The sequence below is a fragment of the Crossiella sp. SN42 genome, assembly GCF_023897065.1.
In the GTDB taxonomy this organism is placed as follows: domain Bacteria; phylum Actinomycetota; class Actinomycetes; order Mycobacteriales; family Pseudonocardiaceae; genus Crossiella.
On record NZ_JAMHIV010000010.1, the window covers coordinates 1 to 19,655 of the forward strand.

The following is a 19,655-nucleotide window of genomic DNA, read 5'->3' on the forward strand; positions in this document are numbered from 1 at the left end:
CGGCGCGGCTACCGCGGGCGGGGCTTTGACGACACGGCCTAGAGAACCTGGCTGACCAGTTCGAGGTAGTCCGCGCCATCGAGGGTGCCCGCCAGCGGGTCGCCGGTGTGGCGGAGCTCGAACAGCCAGCCGGACTCGTACGGGTCGCGCACCACCAGTCCCGGGTCCTCGAAGAGCAGCTCGTTGCGCTCGCTGACCAGGCCGGCGGCCGGTGTGAACAGGTCGCCGAACCAGGTCCGGGTGGCCAGGAACCCGCACGGGGCCAGCAGGTGCAGCGCGCCGCCCAGTGGCGGCAGGCCCACCTCGACCAGGCCGGTCAGGCCCCCGGTCAGCACCTCGGTCAAGCCCACCCGCAGTGTGTCGCCCTGGAGTCGGACCCAGGTGTGGTCCCTGGTGAACCGGAGGGTCTGGTGGCCGACGAACATGAACCGTTTCTAGCCCTCCGCCGAGCCGCGGGTAAACCCGCCGAGGTCGTTTTTACTCGAACGAACACATCGATTCCGTACATTGTGGACAGACATTGGGCCAACCGGCCGCCGCCGTTCGCATGGCCGGCCGGTCATGCCTCCAGCGCCTGACGCCGGCGGCGCAGGAACTCACGTTCGGCGGAGTTGCCGGTCAGCTCGATCGCCCGCTGGTAGGCCGCGGCCGCCTCGCCGGTGCGGCCGAGGCGGCGGAGCAGGTCGGCGCGGATGGCGTGGCACAGGTGGTAGTTCGGCAGGTCCAGCCGGTCCACCTCGGCCAGCGCGGCGGCCGGGCCGTCGACCTCGGCGACGGCGACCGCGCGGTTGAGCGCGACCACCGGGGTCGGGGCGAAGGCGAGCAGCTGGTCGTAGAGGGTGCGGATGGCAGGCCAGTCGGTCGGCGGGGGATCGCCGTGCACCGCGTTGATCGCGGCCTGGATCTGGTACGGGCCGGGCTGGTTGCGGCGGACGCACGCCTCGACGATCGCCTGGCCCTCCCGGAGCATGCCGGCGTCCCAGCGGGAGCGGTCCTGCTCGGCCAGTGGCACCAGCTCGCCGTCCGGGCCGGTGCGGGCCGCCCGCCTGGACTCCACCAGCAGCATCAGCGCGAGCAGGCCCCAGGCCTCCGGCTCATCCGGCATCAGCGCCACCAGCACCCTGGCCAGCCGGATCGCCTCCGCGCCCAGCTCCGGCCGGTCCAGGCGCTCGCCCGCACTGGCGGTGTGCCCCTCGGTGAAGATCAGGTAGAGCACGGCCAGCACCGAGCGCAGCCGGTCCGGCAGGTCCGCCTCGGCGGGCACCCGGTACGGGATCCGGGCGTCCCTGATCTTGCCCTTGGCCCGCACCAGGCGTTGCGCCATGGTGGCCTCCGGCACCAGGAACGCCCGCGCGATCTCCACAGTGGACAGTCCGCCGAGCAGGCGCAGGGTGAGCGCGACCCTGGCCGAGGGGGACAGCGCGGGGTGGCAGCAGGTGAAGATCAGCCGCAGCCGCTCGTCCGGCACCGCCCCCGCCTCCTCCGTCTCCGCGGGCGCGCGCAGCAGCGCCGACTGCGCCTCGCGGGTGTCCCGGCCGGACTCGCGCCGGTGCCGGTCGATCGCCCGGTTGCGGGCGGTGGTGATGATCCAGCCGGCCGGGGCGGGCGGCAGGCCCTCGCGCGGCCAGCGCTCCAGCGCGGTGGCGAAGGCGTCCTGGACCGCCTCCTCGGCGAGGTCGATGTCACCGAGCAGGCGGACCAGCACCGCGACCGCGCGCCCGTACTCGGCGCGGAAGACTGACGCGACATCCATCAGGCGAGGTCCATCAGTCGTACATGGGCCGCACCTCGATGGGCAGCCCGATCGCCTCGGCCAGCCGCCGTCCCCAGTGCAGGGCGGCGTCCAGGTCCTCCACCTGGATCACGGTGAACCCGCCGATGTGCTCCTTGCCCTCGGTGAACGGGCCGTCGGTCATCAGCACCTCGTCCCCGTTCGCCCTGATCACGGTGGCCGTGCTGGGCGGGAACAGCCCGGCGGCGAAGACCCGCGCGCCCGAGGCGATCAGGTCCGCGTTCACCGCGTCCAGCCGCTTCACGATCGGGTCGAGGAACTCCGGCGGCGGGGTGGGGCCGTCCGGCTGGTAGATGCTGAGCAGGTACTGGGCCATGGTTCTCTCCTCCTCGGTTCGCTCTCTACACGAACACCGCGGCGCCGGATCGACACCACGGCGGGAGAAGTTCCCGGATTTTTTCTCAGCGGTCCCCGGCGGCGGTCTTGACCATGGCCACCATCAGCCGCACCGCGTCCAGGGTGACCAGGCCGCTGGTGCGCACCAGGGACTCCCAGGTCTGGAAGGACGCGGCGTGCCGGATCGCGCCGGAGACCACCTCGGCGCGCGCGGCATCGGGCTGGAACGGTGCGCTGAGCTGGTGCACCACGCCGTCCACATAGGACTCGTGCGCGGCGCCGGGCGGCCCGGCCAAGGTCGGGTAATACTCATAGAGTGCGGCCAGCGCGATGGACAGGCGGCGGTCCGGTCGGGAGATCCGTTGCCAGTCCGCCGGATCCGGCAGGGGCGTCTCGTCCATGGCCGCCGACCCTACCCCTGGGGTTTCGCCCGCTGCCAGGGGACTTCCAGGCCGTCGCGCACGGCGTTGAGCACGTGCTCGCGGAACTGCGCGGAGGCGGGCGGCAGCGTCCGCTCGGCCAGCCACATCAGGCCGATGTCCCTGGTCGCGGTGACGTCGGTGAGCCGCAGGTGCGGGGTGGCCGCCTCGCCGCCGGGCAGCGGCAGCACCGAGACGCCCAGTCCGGCCGCGACCAGGCCGCGCAGGGTCTCCACCTCCTCGCCCTCGAAGCCTGCCCTCGGGGTGAAACCGGCCTGGCGGCACAGCCGCTCGGTGGTGGCGCGCAGCGCGAAGCCGGGGCGGAGCAGGATGAAGGTCTCCTCGGCGAGCTCGGCCAGCCGGACCCTGGCCCGCCCGGCCAGCCGGTGTCCCGGCGGCACGGCCAGCAGCAGCGGCTCGGTGAGCAGCCGCTGCCAGCGCAGGTGCGGGTGACCGGGATCGTCACTGGTGACCGCCAGGTCGGCGGTGCCTGCCAGCAGCTCCTCGGCCAGCCCGGCCTCGCCGTGCTGGGTCAGCTCGAAGGCGATGTCCGGGAACCCGGCGCGGAAACGGCTCAGCAGCGGCGGCACCAGCCAGGTGCCCAGGGTGTGCAGGAAGGTCAGCGGCACCGTGCCGCGGGCCGGATCGGTCAGCTCGGCCACCGCGCGCAGGCCCTGGGCGTAGCGCTCCAGCGCCTCGGCCACGTGCGCCCGCAGCAGCCGCCCGGCCGGGGTGGGCCGCAGCGTCTTGCCGACCCGCTGGAACAGCGCGGCGCCCGCCTCCTGCTCCAGCCGGGCCAGCGCCCTGGACAGCGCGGGCTGGGTCAGGTGCGCCCGGCGCGCGGTCTCGGTGACGGTGGCCCCGTCGGCGACCTCCCGGAACCAGGCCAACGTCCGCAGATCCATGTGTCCAGAGTATCGATGGGCACGAGATCCGGCATTGGACGCATGGATCGATCAGGCGCAGGCTGGCAGTGCAGCCGGAGGGAGACACCATGACCAACGTGGCCGAGCAGCTCGTGCACATGCTGCGCGAGGCCGGGGTCCAGCGGATCTACGGCATCGTCGGGGACAGCCTCAACCCGATCGTGGACGCGGTGCGCCGCACCGAGGGCATCGAGTGGGTGCACGTGCGGCACGAGGAGACCGCCGCCTTCGCCGCCGCCGCGGAAGCCCAGCTGACCGGCCGGTTGGCGGTGTGCGCGGGCAGCAGCGGGCCGGGGAACCTGCACCTGATCAACGGCCTGTTCGACGCCCACCGCAGCGGCGCGCCGGTGCTGGCCATCGCCTCGCACATCCCGGCCGCGCAGATCGGCACCGGCTACTTCCAGGAGACCCACCCGGAGCAGCTGTTCACCGAGTGCAGCCACTACAGCGAGCTGGTCTCCCAGCCCGAGCAACTGCCCCGGCTGCTGCGCATCGCCATGCAGACCGCGCTGGGCCGTGGCGGGGTCTCCGTGCTGACCATCCCCGGCGACCTGGCCGACCGCAAGGCCGTCGCGCCCACCCCGCCGGTGACCAGGGTCCGGCCCTCGCCGGTGGTCCCGGCCGAGGAGACGGTGGACGAGCTGGCCGACCTGCTCACCAGCGCCGAGCGGGTGATGCTCTTCGTGGGCGCGGGCGCCCGGGGCGCGCATGCGGAGGTGATGGCGCTGGCCGGGAAGCTGAACGCGCCGGTCGGGCACTCCTTCGGCGGCAAGGAGTGGATCCAGTTCGACAACCCCTTCGACGTCGGCATGAGCGGCCTGCTCGGCTACGGCGCCTGCTTCGAGGCCATGCACTCCGCCGACCGGATCGTGTTGCTGGGCACCGACTTCCCCTACGACAACTTCCTGCCGCAGGCCCGCACCGTGCAGATCGACCACGACCTCACCCGCCTGGGCCGCCGCACCCCGCTGGAGCTGGCGGTGCACGGCAGCGTCAAGCAGACCCTGGCCGCCCTGCTGCCCAAGCTGACCCAGCGCCGCGACCGGTCCTATTTGGACAAGATGCTGCGCAAGCACGCCGACCGGCTGGAGAAGGTGGTCGAGGCCTACACCAGGGACATCGCCGAGCGCACCCCGATCCACCCGGAGTACGCCGCCGCGGTGCTGGACGAGGTGGCCGCCGGGGACACCGTGTTCACCATCGACACCGGCATGAACAACGTGTGGGCCGCCCGCTACCTGACCCCCAACGGCAGGCGGCGCATGATCGGCTCCTTCCGGCACGGCAGCATGGCCAACGCGCTGCCCCAGGCCATCGGCGCCCAGCTGGCCTACCCGGACCGCCAGGTGGTCGCCCTCTCCGGCGACGGCGGCCTGTCCATGCTGCTGGGCGACCTGCTCACCCTGTCCAGCGCGCGCATCCCGGTGAAGGTGGTGGTGTTCAACAACGCCAGCCTGGGCATGGTGAAACTGGAGATGCTGGTGGACGGCCTGCCCGATCACGGCACCGACCATCCGCAGGTCGACTTCGCCGCGCTGGCCAAGGCCGCCGGGCTGCACGCGGTGCGCGCGGAGAAGCCCGGTGAGATCCGGGCCGCCTTCCAGGAGGCCTTCGACCACCCCGGCCCGGCCCTGGTCGAGCTGGTCACCGACGCCAACGCGCTGTCCCTGCCGCCCAAGATCACCGGCGAGATGGTCCGCGGTTTCGCGCTGGCCGCGGGCAAGACGGTGCTCAACGGCGGTGTGGGCAAGATGGTCGAGCTGGCCCGCAGCAACCTGCGCAACATCCCGCGTCCCTAGGCCGGGTGCCGGGCGGTGTCTGGAGTGGACGGTGAACGTCCCGTGATCCCGGGTTTCCGCCTGGTGAACCGCTCGCGCCCGGCCCCCGCCAGGTCGTATAGTGCGCCCGGCCCCGAACGGGGTAGGCGCGCAAGGGGAGTCACGGCGTGGAGTGGGTTCGCACCGAGATCGACGGTGTGCCGGTGTTCTGGTCCGAACACGAGGGCGAGATCACCGCGGGCCTGGTCTTCCGGGTCGGCCACGCCGACGAGCGGCTGGCCCGGCGCGGCATCACGCACCTGGTGGAGCACCTCGCGCTGCACCAGGCCGGCCGCAGGCACGAGGAGTCCAACGGCACCGTCGACGCCACCCTGACCTCCTTCCTCACCCACGGCGGTCCGGCGCACGTGGTCGCCTTCTTCGCCGCGCTGTGCGCCGCGCTGCGCGAGCTGCCGGTGCACCGGATCGCCGCGGAGAACCAGCTGCTGCGCACCGAGGCCGACGGCCGCGGCCGGGACATCCAGGCCTCGCTGGCGATCTGGCGCTACGGCGCGGCCAGCTACGGGCTCAGTGGCTACGAGGAGTTCGGCGTCGGCGGGCACACCCCGGAGGAGGTGCTGGCCTGGGCGCGGCAGTGGTTCACCTCGGGCAACGCGGCGCTGTGGCTCATCGGCGGCCCACCGCCGCCGGGCCTGCGGCTGGAACTGCCGCCGGGCCCGCGGATCCCGCCGCCGGAGCCGACCAGCGCGCTGCGCCGCACCCCCGCCTACTTCACCGCCTCGATCAACGGGGTGGCCGCCAGCAGCGTGGTGGAACGTTCCACCGCGGCCACCGCCTACACCGACCTGTTGCAGCGCAGGCTCTTCGACACCCTGCGCACCGCCGAGGGGATCAGCTACAGCCAGACCGCGGCCTATGACCGGCGCGATGCCGACATGGCCGAGATCGTCGCCTTCGCCGACGGGCTGGCCTCCGTCCACTCGCGACTGGTGCGCGGGTTCACCGACGTGATCGACTGGCTGGCCGAGGTCCCGCCGCGGGACAGTGAGGTGGCCGAGCTGATCGAGCTGCGCCGGGCCCCGCTGCTGGACCCGCGGATCAGGGCCGGGCTGCCGGTGGGCGCCGCGCACGCCGAGCTCTTCGGCGCCGAGCCGCCCACCATCGCCTCGGTGGAAGCCGAGCTGGCCACCCTGTGCGCCGAGGACATCCAGGACGTGGGCATCTCGGTGCGGGACAACCTGTTGCTCATGGTCCCGGAGGGCCACCTGCCCGGTGACCGCTACGTGGCCGCCCCGCACGGCTCCACCGGCACCGTGCAGGGCGAGGTCCTGCTGCACATCGACTCCGCCCAGCCCGGCGAGCAGAAACCGTTCGGGCCGGGCAACCAGGGCAGGCCCCGGCTGTGCGTCGGCGAGGAGGGCGTGAGCCTGATCAACGGGCTGGAGTTCGTCACCGTCCGCTTCGCCGAGTGCGCGGCGATGCTGGCCTGGCCCGACGGCGCCCGGCACCTGATCGGCCTGGACGGCCTGCACCTGCGGGTGGAGCCGAGCCTGTGGAAGTACGGCGCGGCGCTGCCCGAGCTGATCGACCGGGGCGTCCCGCCCGAGGTGGTGGTGCCCCGGCCGCCGCGCGAAGAGCACGAGATACCCCGACCGGCCAAGAGCAGCTCCTGGAGCAGGCTCCGCGCCCGCCTCAAGCGTCACTGAACCCCTGCTCGCTCCTGGAGAAACCCTTGCCCAGCACGGTCATCCGCATTCTGCGCGCGCTGCGCGACCTCGGCATCAGCACCGACGCCGGCCGTCCCGACCCGGAGTTCAAGGCCGCCGAGAACGACCTCTACCGCGGCGACCTGGACGCCGCCTGGAAGCTTGTCGCGGCCACCACGGACCAGCACGAGCTCCGCGACATCCGGGTCGGCAAGATCAGCAAGATCTTGGTGCGGCACGTCGAGGAGCTGGGCAAGGTGGCCGCGGCCAACCCCGAGGACGCCGACCTCCAGCTGCTGCTGGGCGCCACCCGGATCAAGCACGCCTGGAAGGTGCGCACCGGGGCCACCGCCGACCAGGTCAGCCGCGAGCAGTTCGAGCAGTTCTGGTACCTCCTGGGCGGGGCCTACGATCCGCTGATGCGCGCCGCCGAGCTGCGGCCCGCGGACCCGGTGCCCTGGGACGAGCTCCAGTGGCGCGGACTGGGCCTGCAAGTCGACCGCGGCGAGCTGGACGAGGTGTGGCGGGAGCTGACCGACCGCGACCCGTACCACTACGGCGGGCACTACTCCCGCACCCAGGTGCTGTGCGCCAAGTGGCAGGGCAGTGACGCGGAGGTGCTGGAGTTCACCGCGGAGGTCGCCGAGCAGGCCCCGCCGGGAGTGCCGCTGGGCGCGCTGACCGTGGCCGCGCACCTGGAGGTCATGCTCAGCACCGAGGCCGAACCGCTGGCCTACTTCGGCCGGCCGGAGGTCGGCGCGCAGCTGGTCCGGGTCAGCGACGACTGGCTGGCCGGGCTGCGCCCGCACGACCGCAACATCGAGGCCCACCACCTGCTCGGCGCCGGGCTTTACCTTGCCGGGGAACGGGAACGGGCCCGCGACCACCTGTCCAGGGTGAGCGCGCGCAGCATCACCGACGGGCTGCCGTGGAGCTACCTCGGCTACCACTACGACAAGCTCGACTACCGCGCGATCCGCAAGTCCCTGGGCCTGAAGATGAAGGACGCGGGGTAGAGCCCGCTCCACCACGGGAACGGGGGCGTCCCGTCGTGTGCGGCAGGTCCCGAGCCGTCAGGGTTGTCCTGGACGGCGGAGGGACCGCCGCCACGGGAGGAACTTCGATGAGACTGCGCAGGACCACGACCGCCGCCCTGACCGCCGCGATCCTGCTGGCCTGCACCGGCCCGGCCACCGCGCTCGCCGAACCGGTGCTGGCCCAGGCGAACCCGGTGCAGCGAAGCCTTGATCACCTGGTCCGCGAGGGCAAGTTCCCCGCCGCGCTGGCCGCGGTGAGCGTGCACGGCCGCCAGCGGTCCTACGCGGCAGGCGTCCGGGACCGGGTCACCGGCGCGCCGGCGGTCAAGGACAGCCGGGTGCGGATCGGCAGCAACACCAAGACCTTCGTCGCGGTGGCCGTGCTGCAGCTGGTCGCCGAGGGCAAGGTGGAGCTGGACCTGCCGATCGAGCGCTACCTGCCGAACCTGGTGCGCGGCAAGGGCATCGACGGCAACCAGATCACCGTCCGGCAGCTGCTCCAGCACACCAGCGGCCTGCCCAACTACACCAAGCACATCGGCGTGACGCGCTTCCCGGAGTTCCGCGACCGCTACCGCGAGCCGCGGGAGCTGCTGGACATCGCGCTGAGCCACCCCGCCGACTTCGAGCCCGGCAAGAGCTGGAGCTACAGCAACACCGGCTACCTGCTGGCCGGCCTGCTGATCCAGCGGGTGACCGGCCGCCCGGTCGCCGAAGTGGTCACCAGCAAGGTGATCGACCGCGCCGGGCTGCGCGAGACCTACTGGCCGAGGGTCGGCGAGATGACCATTCGCGGACCGCACCCCAAGGGCTACGGGCTGACCGATGTGACCAAGCCGGACTCGCCGGTGCTGGACGTGACCGTGCAGGACACCGCCTGGGCCGGGGCCGCCGGTGAGCTGGTCGGCACGCCCAGCGACCTCAACCGGTTCTACGCCGCCCTGCTCGGCGGCAGGCTGCTGCCGCCCGCGCAGCTGGCCGAGATGCGCAAGACCGTGCCTGCCAAGGACTTCGTCCCCGGGGTGAGCTACGGCCTCGGCATCATGCGCACCGAGCTGAGCTGCGGCCGGGTGGCCTGGAGCCACGGCGGCGACATCCCGGGATACGAGACCCGCAACGGGTCCACTGAGGACGGTCGCGCGGTGTCCATCGCGGTGACCGCGCTGCCCGGCACCTTCGGCGACGCCGAGGCCTCGAGCAACCAGGTGCTGGCCGCGGTGGACACCGCGCTGTGCGCTAACTGACCGCCAGTCCGGCGGCCAGGCCGGTGATCAGGGCCGCCGAGGCCAGCGCGGTGGCCAGCCTGCCGCGCGGCCCGGTGAGCAGCCGGCCCAGCAGGCTGCCGCCGGTGGCCAGCACCAGCTGCCAGCTCGCCGAGGCGAGGAAGGCGGCCAGCACGAACACCGCCGCGGCCTGCGCGGTGGTGTTCGCCTGCGTCCGGCCCAGCACCAGCGCGGAGAAGTAGACCACGGTGGTGGGGTTGAGCACGGTGATACCCAGCAACAGCAGGAAAGCCCGTGCCGGACTGGGTGGCGAGTCCTCGGCGGCGGGGTCCAGACCGGCCCGGTAGCGGCGCACCGCGGTCCAGGCGGTGCGCAGCGCGAGCAGGACCAGGACGGCCACCGAGGCCCAGCGCAGGGGCTGCGCGATCGGCCGCAGCAGCTCGGTGAGGGCGGCGCCGCCGAGCACCGCGAGCAGGGCGTAGAGGCCGTCCGCCGCGGCGACCCCGAGCGCGGCGGCGGCGCCGGTGCGCGGGGTGGTGCGGGCGGCGAGGGCGACGAGGTAGGTCGCGACCGCGCCGACCGGCATGGCGATGCCGTAGCCGGCGAGCAGTCCGGCGACCAGCGCCTCGGTCATGACCGGACGGGGATCGGCCTCCGGTCGGGGCTGGGCTGCTGCTGCCGCGCGACCGGTCGGCCGGCGGGGCGGGTCAGCGGCATCGAGGTCGCGGTCATGGCAGGAGGGTGCGCCGCGGCGGGTGGCGGCGGCAACCGGTTTTCCACTCGCGCCCAACGCGATCGCCGAGCCCGGGCAGCCGGCGGCTCAGTCCTTGGCTTGAGAAGTGGGGCGCAGCAACAGGTTCAGCAGGAAGGCGACCACGGTGCCGGTGGCCACGCTGCTGGTCAGGAACAGCTGCGCCGAGGGCGGGAACTGGGTGTAGAAGGCGGGCTGCACGGTCGGCAGCAGGCCGATGCCCAGCGAGACCGCCACGATCACCAGGTTGCGGTTGTCCTGGAGGTCCACAGTGGACAGGATGCGGATGCCGACCATGGCCACGGTGGCCACCATGACCAGCGCCGCGCCGCCCAGCACCGGCTGTGGCACCACGGCCACGATCCGGCCCATGAACGGGAAGAAGCTGAGCACCAGCGCGATCGCGCCTGCCACCGCGGTGACGTAGCGGCTGCGCACCTTGGTCACGCTGACCATGCCGATGTTCTGCGCGTAGGTCACGTACATGAAGGACTGGAACACGCTGGCCAGCATGGTGATCAGCCCGTCGGCGCGCAGGCTGGCCGCCACGTCGGACGGGCCGACCGGCTTGTCCACCGCGGCGCCGATCGCCTGCACCTGTCCCGCGCACTCCACCATGATCACGATCTGGATGATGATCAGCGACAGGGTGGCGGCCAGGTCGAAGCTGGGCAGGCCGAAGTGGAACGGCTCCGGGAAACCGAGCACCGGTCCCTGGACCACCGCGCCCAGGTTCACCTGCCCCAGCGCGATCGCCACCGCGGTCCCGGCGAGCAGGCCGACCAGGAACGCCAGCTGCCGCAACCGGGGCAGGAACCGGTGCACCGCGACGATGACCAGCACCACCAGCAGCGCCAGCCCGATCGCGCCGGGACTGCCGAACCCGGGCGCGGCCGGACTGTGCCCGGCCACCATCCCGGCGGCCACCGGCACCAGCTGGATGCCGATCAGGGTGATCGCGGTGCCCATCACCACCGGCGGGAAGAACCGCAGCAGCCGGGCGAACAACGGCGCCGCCAGCGCCATGAACACTCCGGAGACCAGCAGCGACCCGTACATGGTGCGGATGTCGTGGCCCTGGGCGATCACCAGCATCGGCGCCACACTGGTGAACGCGGCGCCCAGCACCATGGGCATCCGCACGCCGACCTGCCACACCCCCAGCGACTGCAACAGCGTGCCCAGCCCGCACAACAGCAGGTCAGTGGCCACCAGGTAGACCAGATCCGCCGTGGACAGCCCCAGCCCGGCCGCCAGCACCACCGGCGCCGCCACCGCCCCCGCGTACAACACCAGCACGTGCTGCAACCCCAGCACCGCCAGCCGGCCGGCGCCGATCCGCTCATCCACCGGATGGGTGTTTGTCATGCCCTACCCATATCGCCAACGCCCGCCCCGCCCACACCCGGGGCCCCTTAAGCCGCCCGGCGCGGGTGCGGCCGCGGTTCACCCAGGAGCTGACATTCCTGTCACCCACGGGCGTGGCGCGCGGTTCAGTCCGATGTGGACGGTCGCGAGGCCACCCTAGGGTGACTCCCCGTAGTCATCATCGGGGAGGGGCGTTCATGGAGCAGTTGGGCACCGGCACGTTGTTGCGGCTGGCGGCGCAGATTCCGGCCGAGCGGGCGGTGGTCCGGCTCTTCGACGGGCTGGGGGACCTGGTGATGCGGCTGGAGCAGCCCCGGTGGCAGCTCGACCCGTATCCGCTCTACGAACGCATCCGCGCGCGCGGACCGCTCTACCGGGGACCGAGCGGGATGTGGGCGGTCACCTCCTTCGACCTCTGTAATCAGGTGTTGCGGGACCGGCGGTTCGGGATGCGGTCCGCCGACGGCCACTCCACCCTGCGGGGCGCGCAACGGCTGGTCAGCGGGGACTTCGCGTGGAGCTTCGTGGGCATGGACCCGCCCGACCACACCCGGTTGCGCAGGCTGGCCGCCCCGGCGTTCACCCCGCGGCGGGTGCGCGGCTACACCGGGCGGATCGAGCGGGTGGTCGGCGAGCTGCTGGACCGGATGGCCGGGCGGGAGCGCTTCGACCTGGTCAACGAGGTGGCCCAGCCGCTGTCCATCGCGGTGATCAGCGACCTGATGGGGGTGCCGGAGCCCGAACGGGCCGACTTCGCCGCCTACAGCGACATGATCAACCAGGGCGTGACCGGCGCGCCCAGCATCCGGCAGGCCAAGGACCTGCGGGTGGCCACCAACCACCTGCTCGACCTGTTCGGCCGGTTGCTGCGCGAACGCGGGCGCGAACCCCAGGACGACATCCTCAGTGCGATGGCGGTCGCGGCGGAGGGCTCGCAGCTGACCGCGCGGGACCTGCACGAGGTGGCGGTGCTGCTGCTGGCCGCCGGGTTCGACACCACCGCGAACCTGGTCGGCAACGGGGTGCACGCGATGCTGGCCAACCCCGGGCAGTGGACCCAGCTGCGCGAGCGGCCGGAACTGGCCGGGGCGGCGGTGGAGGAGACCCTGCGGTTCGAGCCGTCGGTGCAGTTCACCGTGCGGGTGGCGCACGCTGACCTCGAACTGTGCGGACAGCGCATCCAGGCGGGACAGGGCGTCATGCTGCTGCTGGCCGCGGGCAACCGCGACCCGGCGGTGTTCGCCGAACCGGGCCGGTTCGACCTCACCCGCACCGGCGGACCGGAGCACCTGGCCTTCGGCAGCGGCATCCACTACTGCATCGGCGCGGGCCTGGCCAGGCTGGAAGGCGAGATCCTGTTCCGCGAGCTGGCCAGGCGGATGCCGCTGCTGCGCCCGGCAGGGCAGGCGCGCTGGCGACCGATCCGCGAACTGCGCGGCCTGACCGCCTTCCCGGTGACCGCGACCGTCCCCGGCCAGCGCGGCGGCCCGCCCCGGTAAGCACCCCGGCCACGGCGCGGCTGGGCGTTGGCCGGGTCGAGTCCGGCTTGCTTGCCGCGGGCCTCGTGCGCTGGTCGAGCAAGTCCGGCTCGCTTGCCGCGGGCCTCGCGCGCTAGTCCAGCAAACCCGGCCCGCTACCCGGGGCCGGCGGCAGCCCGTCCGTGAGCGCGTCCCGGTCCCTGGCCGCGGCCTGCTCCAGCCACCGGCCGAGCAGCGCCGGCCAGTCCGCGGTCAGCGCCTCCTGCCTGCTCATCGTGTGCCGCCGCGCCAGCTCCGGCTCCCGGTCCGCGATCAGCGACACCACCAGGTCCCTGGACCCGGCGACGAAGGTCAGCTCGATCTCGCGCAGCCGTCCGTGGTACTTCTCCGGCGGCAGGAAGAACATCCGCTGGATGAAGTCCAGCTCCTGCACCGCCCCCGGCAACCGGCCGGCCACCACCTGGGTGTCGCGGAAGCTCAGGCCCAGCTCGCCCACCGCGTCCAGCACCCGGTCCTGCGCGTCCAGCGGCTGCACCAGCAGCGGCACCGGATCGGCCTGCGCGGGGGCGCCGGTGGTGTGCGCCTCGGCGCGCAGCTCGACCAGCACGCCCGGCAGCACCGCGGGGCCGACCGCGGTGACCGGGGTCTCCGCGGGCAGGGACAGCACGAACGGCACGGTCAGCTGCCCGAAGGCGGGCAGGTGGACCGCCTGGCCCAGCGCCATCCGGTGGAACTCGCCGGTGACCACCTGGCCCGGCGTCGCCACCTGGGTGGTGAGCACCAGCGCGACCTGGGTGAGCTGGACGTCGGCGCGGCCGCCGCGCAGGTGCACCGCGCCGCCGAGCACCTGGCCGGGCTCGACGTGCTGGGTCTGCGGCACGGTGGTCACGGTCGGGCCACCACCTCGGCCGAAGGCGCCGAGCATCTTGTTGAACACGGCGGAAAACTAACAGCCGCCCGCGACAGTCAGCCCCAGATCGCGGAAACCCACTCCGGGTGGTCGATGAACGGGTTGCGGTTGCGCTGGTAGGTCTCGTAGATCACCTGGTTGCGCCGCCGCTCGAAGGCATCCGGCGGGTCCTGGGCGTGCCAGTTCCGCAGCACCGACAGCCGCCCCTGGTACGGCTTGCTGCCGTTGTTCACGCTGTCGTTGAGCTCCAGGTCGGCGAAGCCGTCACCGCCCTGGTAGCGGACCGCCATGTAGAACAGCATCCGCGCCACATCGCCCTTGACCGCGTCCCTGGGCTCCCAGGAGTCGGCGTCGGTGAGGTTGCCGGGCGCCTCGGCGGCGGGGGAGCCGCCCTGGTCGAAGTCCTTGTTGCCGCGGTCGGCGTTGACCGAGACGTCCTCGGGACGCAGGTGGTGCAGGTCGGTGCCGGGACCGGTGGCGGTGCCGAAGTCCCCGTGCGACTTGGCCCAGACGTGCTCGCGGTTCCAGTTGTCCGCCCCGCCGCCGTTGCCGCTCTTGCTCTGCGAGCGCCCGGAGTACAGCAGCACCACGTTGGCGGTGTTGGCCGGGTCCTCGTCGGTGGCCTTGAGCGCGTCCCACACCTGGTCGTAGCCGAGCTTCTGCTGGGTCTTGATGATCGTGTGCAGGGCGGTCTTGAGCGCGGGGCCGGTGTGGCCGGCCGCGGTCTTGTAGTAGTCGTCGGCACCGCCGCCACCGCTGGTGCTGGTCGGCTGCGCCCCCGCGAAGGCGAAGCCGGTCGGCGAGGTGAGTCCGGGGTGGGCGAAGTAGGCGCCCAGCGGACCGGTCACCTCGATCTGCCTGCCCAGCAGGCCGGGGTTGCTCTTCAGGCCCCACGCCGCGCGGAAAGCCGTGGGGACCTGCACGTAGAGCATCTGGCCGGTGCCGGTCTGGCCCGCGGTGTCGGCCAGGGCCAGGGCGTAGTCGCTGGGGAAGTCCGCCCGCACCACGGTGCTGCTCGCGGTGGGCTGGCCGGCCACGTAGCCGCGCACGGTGGCGACCGTGCCCTGCTGGGTGCCGATGGCCTGGGCCACGCTGATCGGGACCGCGCCGGTGGCGGCGGGCGGGTGCGCGATGAGTCCGGCGGCCACCGCGACGGTGGCGGCCAGCAGGGCAAGCGGATGCCAGGGTCGCACGATCGTGTCCTCTCCCCAGGAGCGGCGCCGCAGGGTGACGCCGCTGCCGAGAATCACACGGCCAGAACACTTTCGGGTGAACTCCATGCGAAGGCTCAATCTCGACATTCGGATATTGCCGACAAATCCCCCAATCCTCGGCCCGGTGGTGCGGGCCTGCGGCTTTGCTGGCAAGGTCACGGCGCGCACACCGGCGCGTGGACGTGGAGGAGACGAGCGGATGAGCGGCGCCGAACGGGTCACGGTCCCGGCCCGGATGGACAGCCCGGTGCGGCCCCAGCACCCCCGCGGCAAGGTGACCCGCTGGCTGCTGGCCAACCGGGTCGCGCCGGTGGGCCCGGAGTCCGACGCGGCGCACGCCAAGCCGCAGGCCTGGTGGAAGGTCATGTGCCTGACCGGTGTGGACTACTTCTCCACGCTGTCCTACCTGCCCGGCATCGCGGTGCTCTCCGCGGGCTGGCTGTCCCCGCTGGCCACGCTGGTGATCGTCGCGCTCACCCTGCTCGGCATGCTGCCGATGTACCGGCGGGTGGCCAAGGAGAGCCCGCACGGCCAGGGCTCGGTGGCCATGCTGGAGGACCTGCTGCCGTTCTGGCGCGGCAAGATCTTCGTGCTGGTGCTGCTCGGTTTTGTGGTGACCTCCTGGATCGTCACCATCACGCTGTCCTCCGCCGATGCCACCGTGCACGTGCTGGAGAACCCCTACCTCACCGAGGCCCTGCACGGCCTGGCGGTGCCGATCACCATCGGGCTGCTGCTGATCCTCGGCTTCGTCTTCCTGCTCGGCTTCAGCGAGGCCGTCGGCGTGGCCATCCCGCTGGTCGGGGTGTTCCTGCTGCTCAACGCGATCGTCTGCGTGGCTGGCCTGTACGACGTGTTCACCCACCCCGAGGTGCTGGACCGCTGGTTCGACGCGCTGACCTCCGGCGCGGGCGGCTTCGGCGGGATCATCGGCCCGGCGCTGATCGCCTTCCCCTCGCTGGTGCTGGGGCTCTCCGGGTTCGAGACCGGGGTCAGCATGATGCCGCTGGTGGCCGCGGACGGCAAGGACGAGCGGGCGCGGCTGGCCGACCGGATCCGCAACACCCGCAAGCTGCTCACCGCAGCCGCGCTGATCATGTCGGTGTACCTGGTGGCCACCAGCCTGATCACCACCGTGCTCATCCCGCACGAGGCGTTCAAGCCCGGCGGCCCGGCCAACGGCCGCGCCATGGCCTACCTGGCGCACCAGGAGCTGGGGGAGCTCTTCGGCACCGCCTACGACATCAGCAGCATCCTGATCCTGTGGTTCGCCGGCGCCTCGGCGATGGCCGGCCTGATCAACATCGTGCCGCGCTACCTGCCCGCCTACGGCATGGCGCCGGAGTGGGGCCGCGCGGTGCGGCCGGTGGTGCTGGTCTACACCGCGATCAGCATCGTGATCACCATCGCGTTCAACGCCGATGTCAACAAGCAGGCGGGCGCCTACGCCACCGGGATCCTGGCCATGATGGTCTCCGGCGCGGTCGCGGTGGCCATCTCGGCCTGGCGGCACCGGCAGAAGCGGGCCGCGGCCGGGTTCACCGTGCTCACCCTGGTGCTGCTCTACGCCCTGGCGGAGAACGTGATCGACAAGCCGGACGGCATCGCCATCTCCGGCCTGTTCATCGCCGGGATCATCGTGGTCTCGCTGGTCTCCCGGGTGTCGCGGACCACCGAGCTGCGGGTGGAGCACATCGAGTTCGACGAGCGGGCCAGGGAGTTCGTCGCCGACTCGATCGCCCACGACGGCCAGCTCAACATCATCGCCAACCGGCGCCAGGGCGGCGACGACGCCGAGTACTCGGCCAAGGAGCTCGAACAGCGCGGCCTCAACCCGCTGCCCGGCGCCGCCGATGTGATCTTCCTGGAGATCGACGTGGTGGACCCCTCGGACTTCAGCGACGTGCTGCGGGTGCGCGGGGTGGACATCGACGGCCACCGGGTGCTGCGGGTGGACAGCCCGGCCGCGCCGAACGCGATCGCGGCGATCCTGCTCGCGCTGCGTGATGCCACCGGCGTGCTGCCGCACTGCCACTTCGAGTGGAGCGAGGGCAGTCCGCTGGGTCACCTGTTCCGCTACCTGATCCTGGGTCGCGGCGACACCCCGCCGGTGGTGCGCGAGATCCTGCGCACCGCTGAGCAGGACGCCGGGCGGCGGCCGGTCATCCACGTCGGCGGCTGAGCGCGACTCAGCCGGGGGACTGAGTCCGGCACGCGGCCGCCCGACGTCGGACCCTTGCCGGACAAGCCTTGCCACGCCGAGGATGTGGCCCATGGGGATGAACCGCCGCCTCGGCGCGGCACTGCTGTCCGGAGTTGTGCTCGCCGTGTCCGGCATCGTCCCGGCAGCGGCCGCACCGGCGCTGACCCGGGCCGAGCCGGTCGCGCTGCTGGCCGGTCAGGGTGCCGGTGATGTCAACCAGACCCGGGACCGCTTCGCCGTGCACGCCACCGATCTGGGCATCATGTGGCGGGATGGCCAGGGTCGCACCGCGATCATGTTCGGTGACACCTACGGCGCGGGGTGGGGCGGCAACGGGGCCGGGCCGGAGACCGCGGACTGGCGGTTCAACGTGCTGGCCCACGCCACCGACACCAACCTGGCCGACGGCCTGCGCATCGACTCGATGGTCACCGACCGGCCGGGGCACGCCGCCGAGCTGCTGCACCGCGACCCCTCGGTCGCCGAGGTCACCGTGATCCCGACCGCCGGGGTCAGCGTGGGCACCCGCGATGTCGTGCACTACATGTCCATCCGCGGCTGGAACCCGTGGACCACGAACTACGCCGGGCTGGCCTACTCCGACGACGGCGGCCGCACCTGGGTCAAGGACCCGGCGCTGCGCTGGCCCAACTCCGGTGGCGCGGCCCGCTTCCAGCTGGGCGCCTTCGTCAAGGACGGCGGCTACGTCTACCTCTTCGGCACCCCGCAGGGCCGGTTCGGCGCGGCGCACCTGGCCAGGGTGCCGGAGCAGCGGATCCTGGAACTGGGCGCCTACGAGTACTGGACCGCCTCGGGCTGGCAGCGCGACGCTGACGGCGCGGTGCCGGTCTTCGGCGGCCAGGTCGGCGAGTTGTCGGTGCAGTACAACACGGTGCTGCGGCGCTGGGTCGCGCTGACCCTGGACGAGAGCAGGGCGGCGATCGTGCTGCGCACCGCGCCCGCGCCCACCGGCCCGTGGACCGGCGGCCGGGTGGTGGTGCGCGGCACCGACTTCCCCGCGCTCTACGGCGCGTACCTGCACCCGGACAGCGCGCACAGCAATCAGATCTACTTCGCCATGTCCCAGTGGAACCCCTACCACGTGAAGCTGATGCGGCTGCGTCTCGACCAGTCGCTGCCGGAGCCGAACCTGTTGTCCGACGGCGGTTTTGAGGACCGTCCGGTGAACGCGGGCACCGGTCCGTGGGCGGTCACCGGCAAGGGCGGCATCGACTACGGCAAGGGCCTGGCGCACACCGGGGCGAACAACGCGTGGGTGCGGGAGAGCAGCGGGTGGAACGCGGTCACCCAGCAGCTGGCGGTGCGGCCGGGGCAGCGGTACCGGCTCTCCGGCTGGGTGCGCACCTCGGCGACCAACACCGACGGCTACTTCGGCGTCCGGCGGGCCGCGGGCGTGCTGGCCGAGCGCAAGTTCGGCCACCTCGGCGAGTACACGAAGCTGACCGTGGAGTTCACCGCCGACACCAGCGAGCTCGAGGTCTTCGGCGGCGCGTGGGCCCTGGACGGCAAGGACACCTGGGTGCAGCTGGACGACGTGCTGCTGGAACCGGTCTAACCGGCGATCAGCTCCTCCAGCCGACGGCGGGTCTCGGCGGCGTCCGGGTGGCCGGGGGCCAGCTCGTCCGGGTCCGGCAGCACGGCGGACAGGCCCCAGACCCGGCCGCGGGCCCAGGTCGCCTCATCCACGCCCAGCGCGGCGCGGAAGGTGACGCGGGAGTCGGCGTCCAGGAACGACCAGGCCGGGATCAGGTCCACCGCGGGGTCGCCGACGGCCAGCGTGCCGAAGTCGATCACCGCGGACAGCCTGCCGTCCTTGGCGAGCAGGTTGCGCGGGTCCGGGTCGCCGTGCACCCACACCGGCGGCCGGTCCCACACCGGGGCGTCCAGCCCGTCTTGCCAGACCCGGGTGAGCGCGGCGGTGTCGGCCAGCCCGCGCAGGGCCCCGATCCTGGCGCGCAGGCGCTCGGCGGTGATGGGGGAATCGCGCGGATCGGCCACCGCGCAGCCGCGGAAGCCGTTGCTCCACTCCGGCGGCGGCCCGTCGGTGGCGTCGATCCGTTGCAGGGCAAGGAGAAACCCGGCCAGGTCGCGGGCGGCCTGGTGCCGGTCCAGCGCGGAGTGCGACAGGGTCTCGCCGTCCAGCCAGCGGTAGACCGACCACGGGAACGGGTAGTCCGCGGTCGGCTCACCCTGGGCGAGGGGTTGCGGCACGGGCAGCGGCAGGTGCGGGGCGAGCACCGGCAGCCAGCGCTGTTCGCGGTGCACCTGGCCCACCCAGCGGTCGAAGCGGGGCAGTCGCACCAGCAGGTCCGCGCCCAGCCGCAGGGTCGCGTTGTCCACCCCGGGCGCGGGCACCGGGGTGACCGGCAGATCGGCCCAGTGCGGGAACTGCGCGGCGATGAGCCCGCGCACCAGTGCGGCGTCGATGGTCACGGGTTCGCTGTGCACGACGGTGATCACACCGGGAAAACCCTTCGGGCGTCCACCGGATTT

17 protein-coding genes and 1 pseudogene are annotated in these 19,655 nt (G+C 72.6%); 7 read left to right on the plus strand and 11 right to left on the minus strand.

All coding sequences use genetic code 11. The features are described from left to right. Nucleotides 1-38 precede the first annotated feature (38 nt). From M8C13_RS13440 to M8C13_RS13460, 5 genes are all read right to left on the minus strand, one after another. A complete protein-coding gene (locus tag M8C13_RS13440; protein WP_252480890.1) occupies nucleotides 39-425 on the minus strand; it encodes a glycine cleavage system protein H in 387 nt (128 codons plus the stop codon). Between the two features lie 134 nt (nucleotides 426-559). Further along, a complete protein-coding gene (locus M8C13_RS13445; protein ID WP_252480891.1) occupies nucleotides 560-1,753 on the minus strand; it encodes an RNA polymerase sigma factor in 1,194 nt (397 codons plus the stop codon). Between the two features lie 13 nt (nucleotides 1,754-1,766). Then, the gene (locus M8C13_RS13450) at nucleotides 1,767-2,108 is read right to left on the minus strand and encodes a YciI family protein (RefSeq protein ID WP_252480892.1); all 342 of its coding nucleotides are present in this window, start codon (nucleotides 2,106-2,108) and stop codon (nucleotides 1,767-1,769) included. Between the two features lie 85 nt (nucleotides 2,109-2,193). Further along, nucleotides 2,194-2,529 carry a hypothetical protein gene (locus M8C13_RS13455; protein ID WP_252480893.1) on the minus strand — a complete coding sequence of 112 codons (336 nt, stop codon included), beginning with the start codon at nucleotides 2,527-2,529 and terminating at the stop codon, nucleotides 2,194-2,196. Nucleotides 2,530-2,540: 11 nt separating this feature from the next. Then, on the minus strand, nucleotides 2,541-3,452 hold the full coding sequence (locus tag M8C13_RS13460; protein WP_252480894.1) for a LysR family transcriptional regulator: 912 nt from the start codon (nucleotides 3,450-3,452) through the stop codon (nucleotides 2,541-2,543). Nucleotides 3,453-3,541: 89 nt separating this feature from the next. Here M8C13_RS13460 and M8C13_RS13465 point away from each other — a divergent pair, with 89 nt between their 5' ends. The 4 genes from M8C13_RS13465 (at nucleotide 3,542) to M8C13_RS13480 (ending at nucleotide 9,238) form a co-directional block, all read left to right on the plus strand. Beyond that, nucleotides 3,542-5,272: a pyruvate dehydrogenase gene (locus M8C13_RS13465; protein WP_252480895.1), complete on the plus strand. Its 1,731-nt coding sequence runs from the start codon at nucleotides 3,542-3,544 to the stop codon at nucleotides 5,270-5,272. A gap of 146 nt (nucleotides 5,273-5,418) precedes the next feature. Beyond that, complete coding sequence (locus tag M8C13_RS13470) at nucleotides 5,419-6,957, plus strand: hypothetical protein (RefSeq protein ID WP_252480896.1); 1,539 nt, start codon at nucleotides 5,419-5,421, stop codon at nucleotides 6,955-6,957. Between the two features lie 26 nt (nucleotides 6,958-6,983). Beyond that, on the plus strand, nucleotides 6,984-7,973 hold the full coding sequence (locus M8C13_RS13475; RefSeq protein ID WP_252480897.1) for a hypothetical protein: 990 nt from the start codon (nucleotides 6,984-6,986) through the stop codon (nucleotides 7,971-7,973). Nucleotides 7,974-8,080: 107 nt separating this feature from the next. Next, complete coding sequence (locus M8C13_RS13480; RefSeq protein ID WP_252480898.1) at nucleotides 8,081-9,238, plus strand: serine hydrolase; 1,158 nt, start codon at nucleotides 8,081-8,083, stop codon at nucleotides 9,236-9,238. Here M8C13_RS13480 and M8C13_RS13485 read toward each other — a convergent pair. Both M8C13_RS13485 and M8C13_RS13490 read right to left on the minus strand, forming a co-directional pair. Next, on the minus strand, nucleotides 9,231-9,851 hold the full coding sequence (locus M8C13_RS13485) for a LysE family transporter (RefSeq protein WP_252480899.1): 621 nt from the start codon (nucleotides 9,849-9,851) through the stop codon (nucleotides 9,231-9,233). The two genes, M8C13_RS13480 and M8C13_RS13485, sit on opposite strands and share 8 nt — an antisense overlap. A 186-nt stretch (nucleotides 9,852-10,037) precedes the next feature. After that, entirely contained in the window at nucleotides 10,038-11,336 is a 1,299-nt protein-coding gene (locus tag M8C13_RS13490; RefSeq protein ID WP_252480900.1) for a nucleobase:cation symporter-2 family protein, read from the minus strand. A 197-nt stretch (nucleotides 11,337-11,533) separates the two neighbouring features. Here M8C13_RS13490 and M8C13_RS13495 point away from each other — a divergent pair, with 197 nt between their 5' ends. Then, nucleotides 11,534-12,835, plus strand: a complete 1,302-nt coding sequence (locus M8C13_RS13495) for a cytochrome P450 (RefSeq protein WP_252480901.1) — start codon at nucleotides 11,534-11,536, stop codon at nucleotides 12,833-12,835. 112 nt (nucleotides 12,836-12,947) lie between these two features. Here M8C13_RS13495 and M8C13_RS13500 read toward each other — a convergent pair whose 3' ends face one another. The 3 genes and pseudogenes from M8C13_RS13500 to M8C13_RS13510 form a co-directional block, all read right to left on the minus strand. Beyond that, on the minus strand, nucleotides 12,948-13,751 hold the full coding sequence (locus M8C13_RS13500) for a sporulation protein (RefSeq protein ID WP_252480902.1): 804 nt from the start codon (nucleotides 13,749-13,751) through the stop codon (nucleotides 12,948-12,950). A 29-nt stretch (nucleotides 13,752-13,780) separates the two neighbouring features. Beyond that, nucleotides 13,781-14,560 carry an endonuclease I family protein gene (locus tag M8C13_RS13505; protein WP_374213073.1) on the minus strand — a complete coding sequence of 260 codons (780 nt, stop codon included), beginning with the start codon at nucleotides 14,558-14,560 and terminating at the stop codon, nucleotides 13,781-13,783. Nucleotides 14,561-14,566: 6 nt separating this feature from the next. Next, a pseudogene (locus tag M8C13_RS13510) lies at nucleotides 14,567-15,025 on the minus strand (DUF6359 domain-containing protein); the annotation flags it as partial. A 112-nt stretch (nucleotides 15,026-15,137) separates the two neighbouring features. On the opposite strand from M8C13_RS13510, the gene M8C13_RS13515 reads away from it, so the two are divergent. Next, complete coding sequence (locus M8C13_RS13515; protein WP_252480903.1) at nucleotides 15,138-17,120, plus strand: amino acid transporter; 1,983 nt, start codon at nucleotides 15,138-15,140, stop codon at nucleotides 17,118-17,120. Nucleotides 17,121-17,211: 91 nt separating this feature from the next. Continuing rightward, nucleotides 17,212-18,717 carry a DUF4185 domain-containing protein gene (locus M8C13_RS45410; protein WP_308202797.1) on the plus strand — a complete coding sequence of 502 codons (1,506 nt, stop codon included), beginning with the start codon at nucleotides 17,212-17,214 and terminating at the stop codon, nucleotides 18,715-18,717. Here the strand turns inward: M8C13_RS45410 and M8C13_RS13530 are convergent. Beyond that, on the minus strand, nucleotides 18,714-19,622 hold the full coding sequence (locus M8C13_RS13530; protein WP_252480904.1) for a phosphotransferase: 909 nt from the start codon (nucleotides 19,620-19,622) through the stop codon (nucleotides 18,714-18,716). The two genes, M8C13_RS45410 and M8C13_RS13530, sit on opposite strands and share 4 nt — an antisense overlap. Nucleotides 19,623-19,655: the final 33 nt, after the last annotated feature.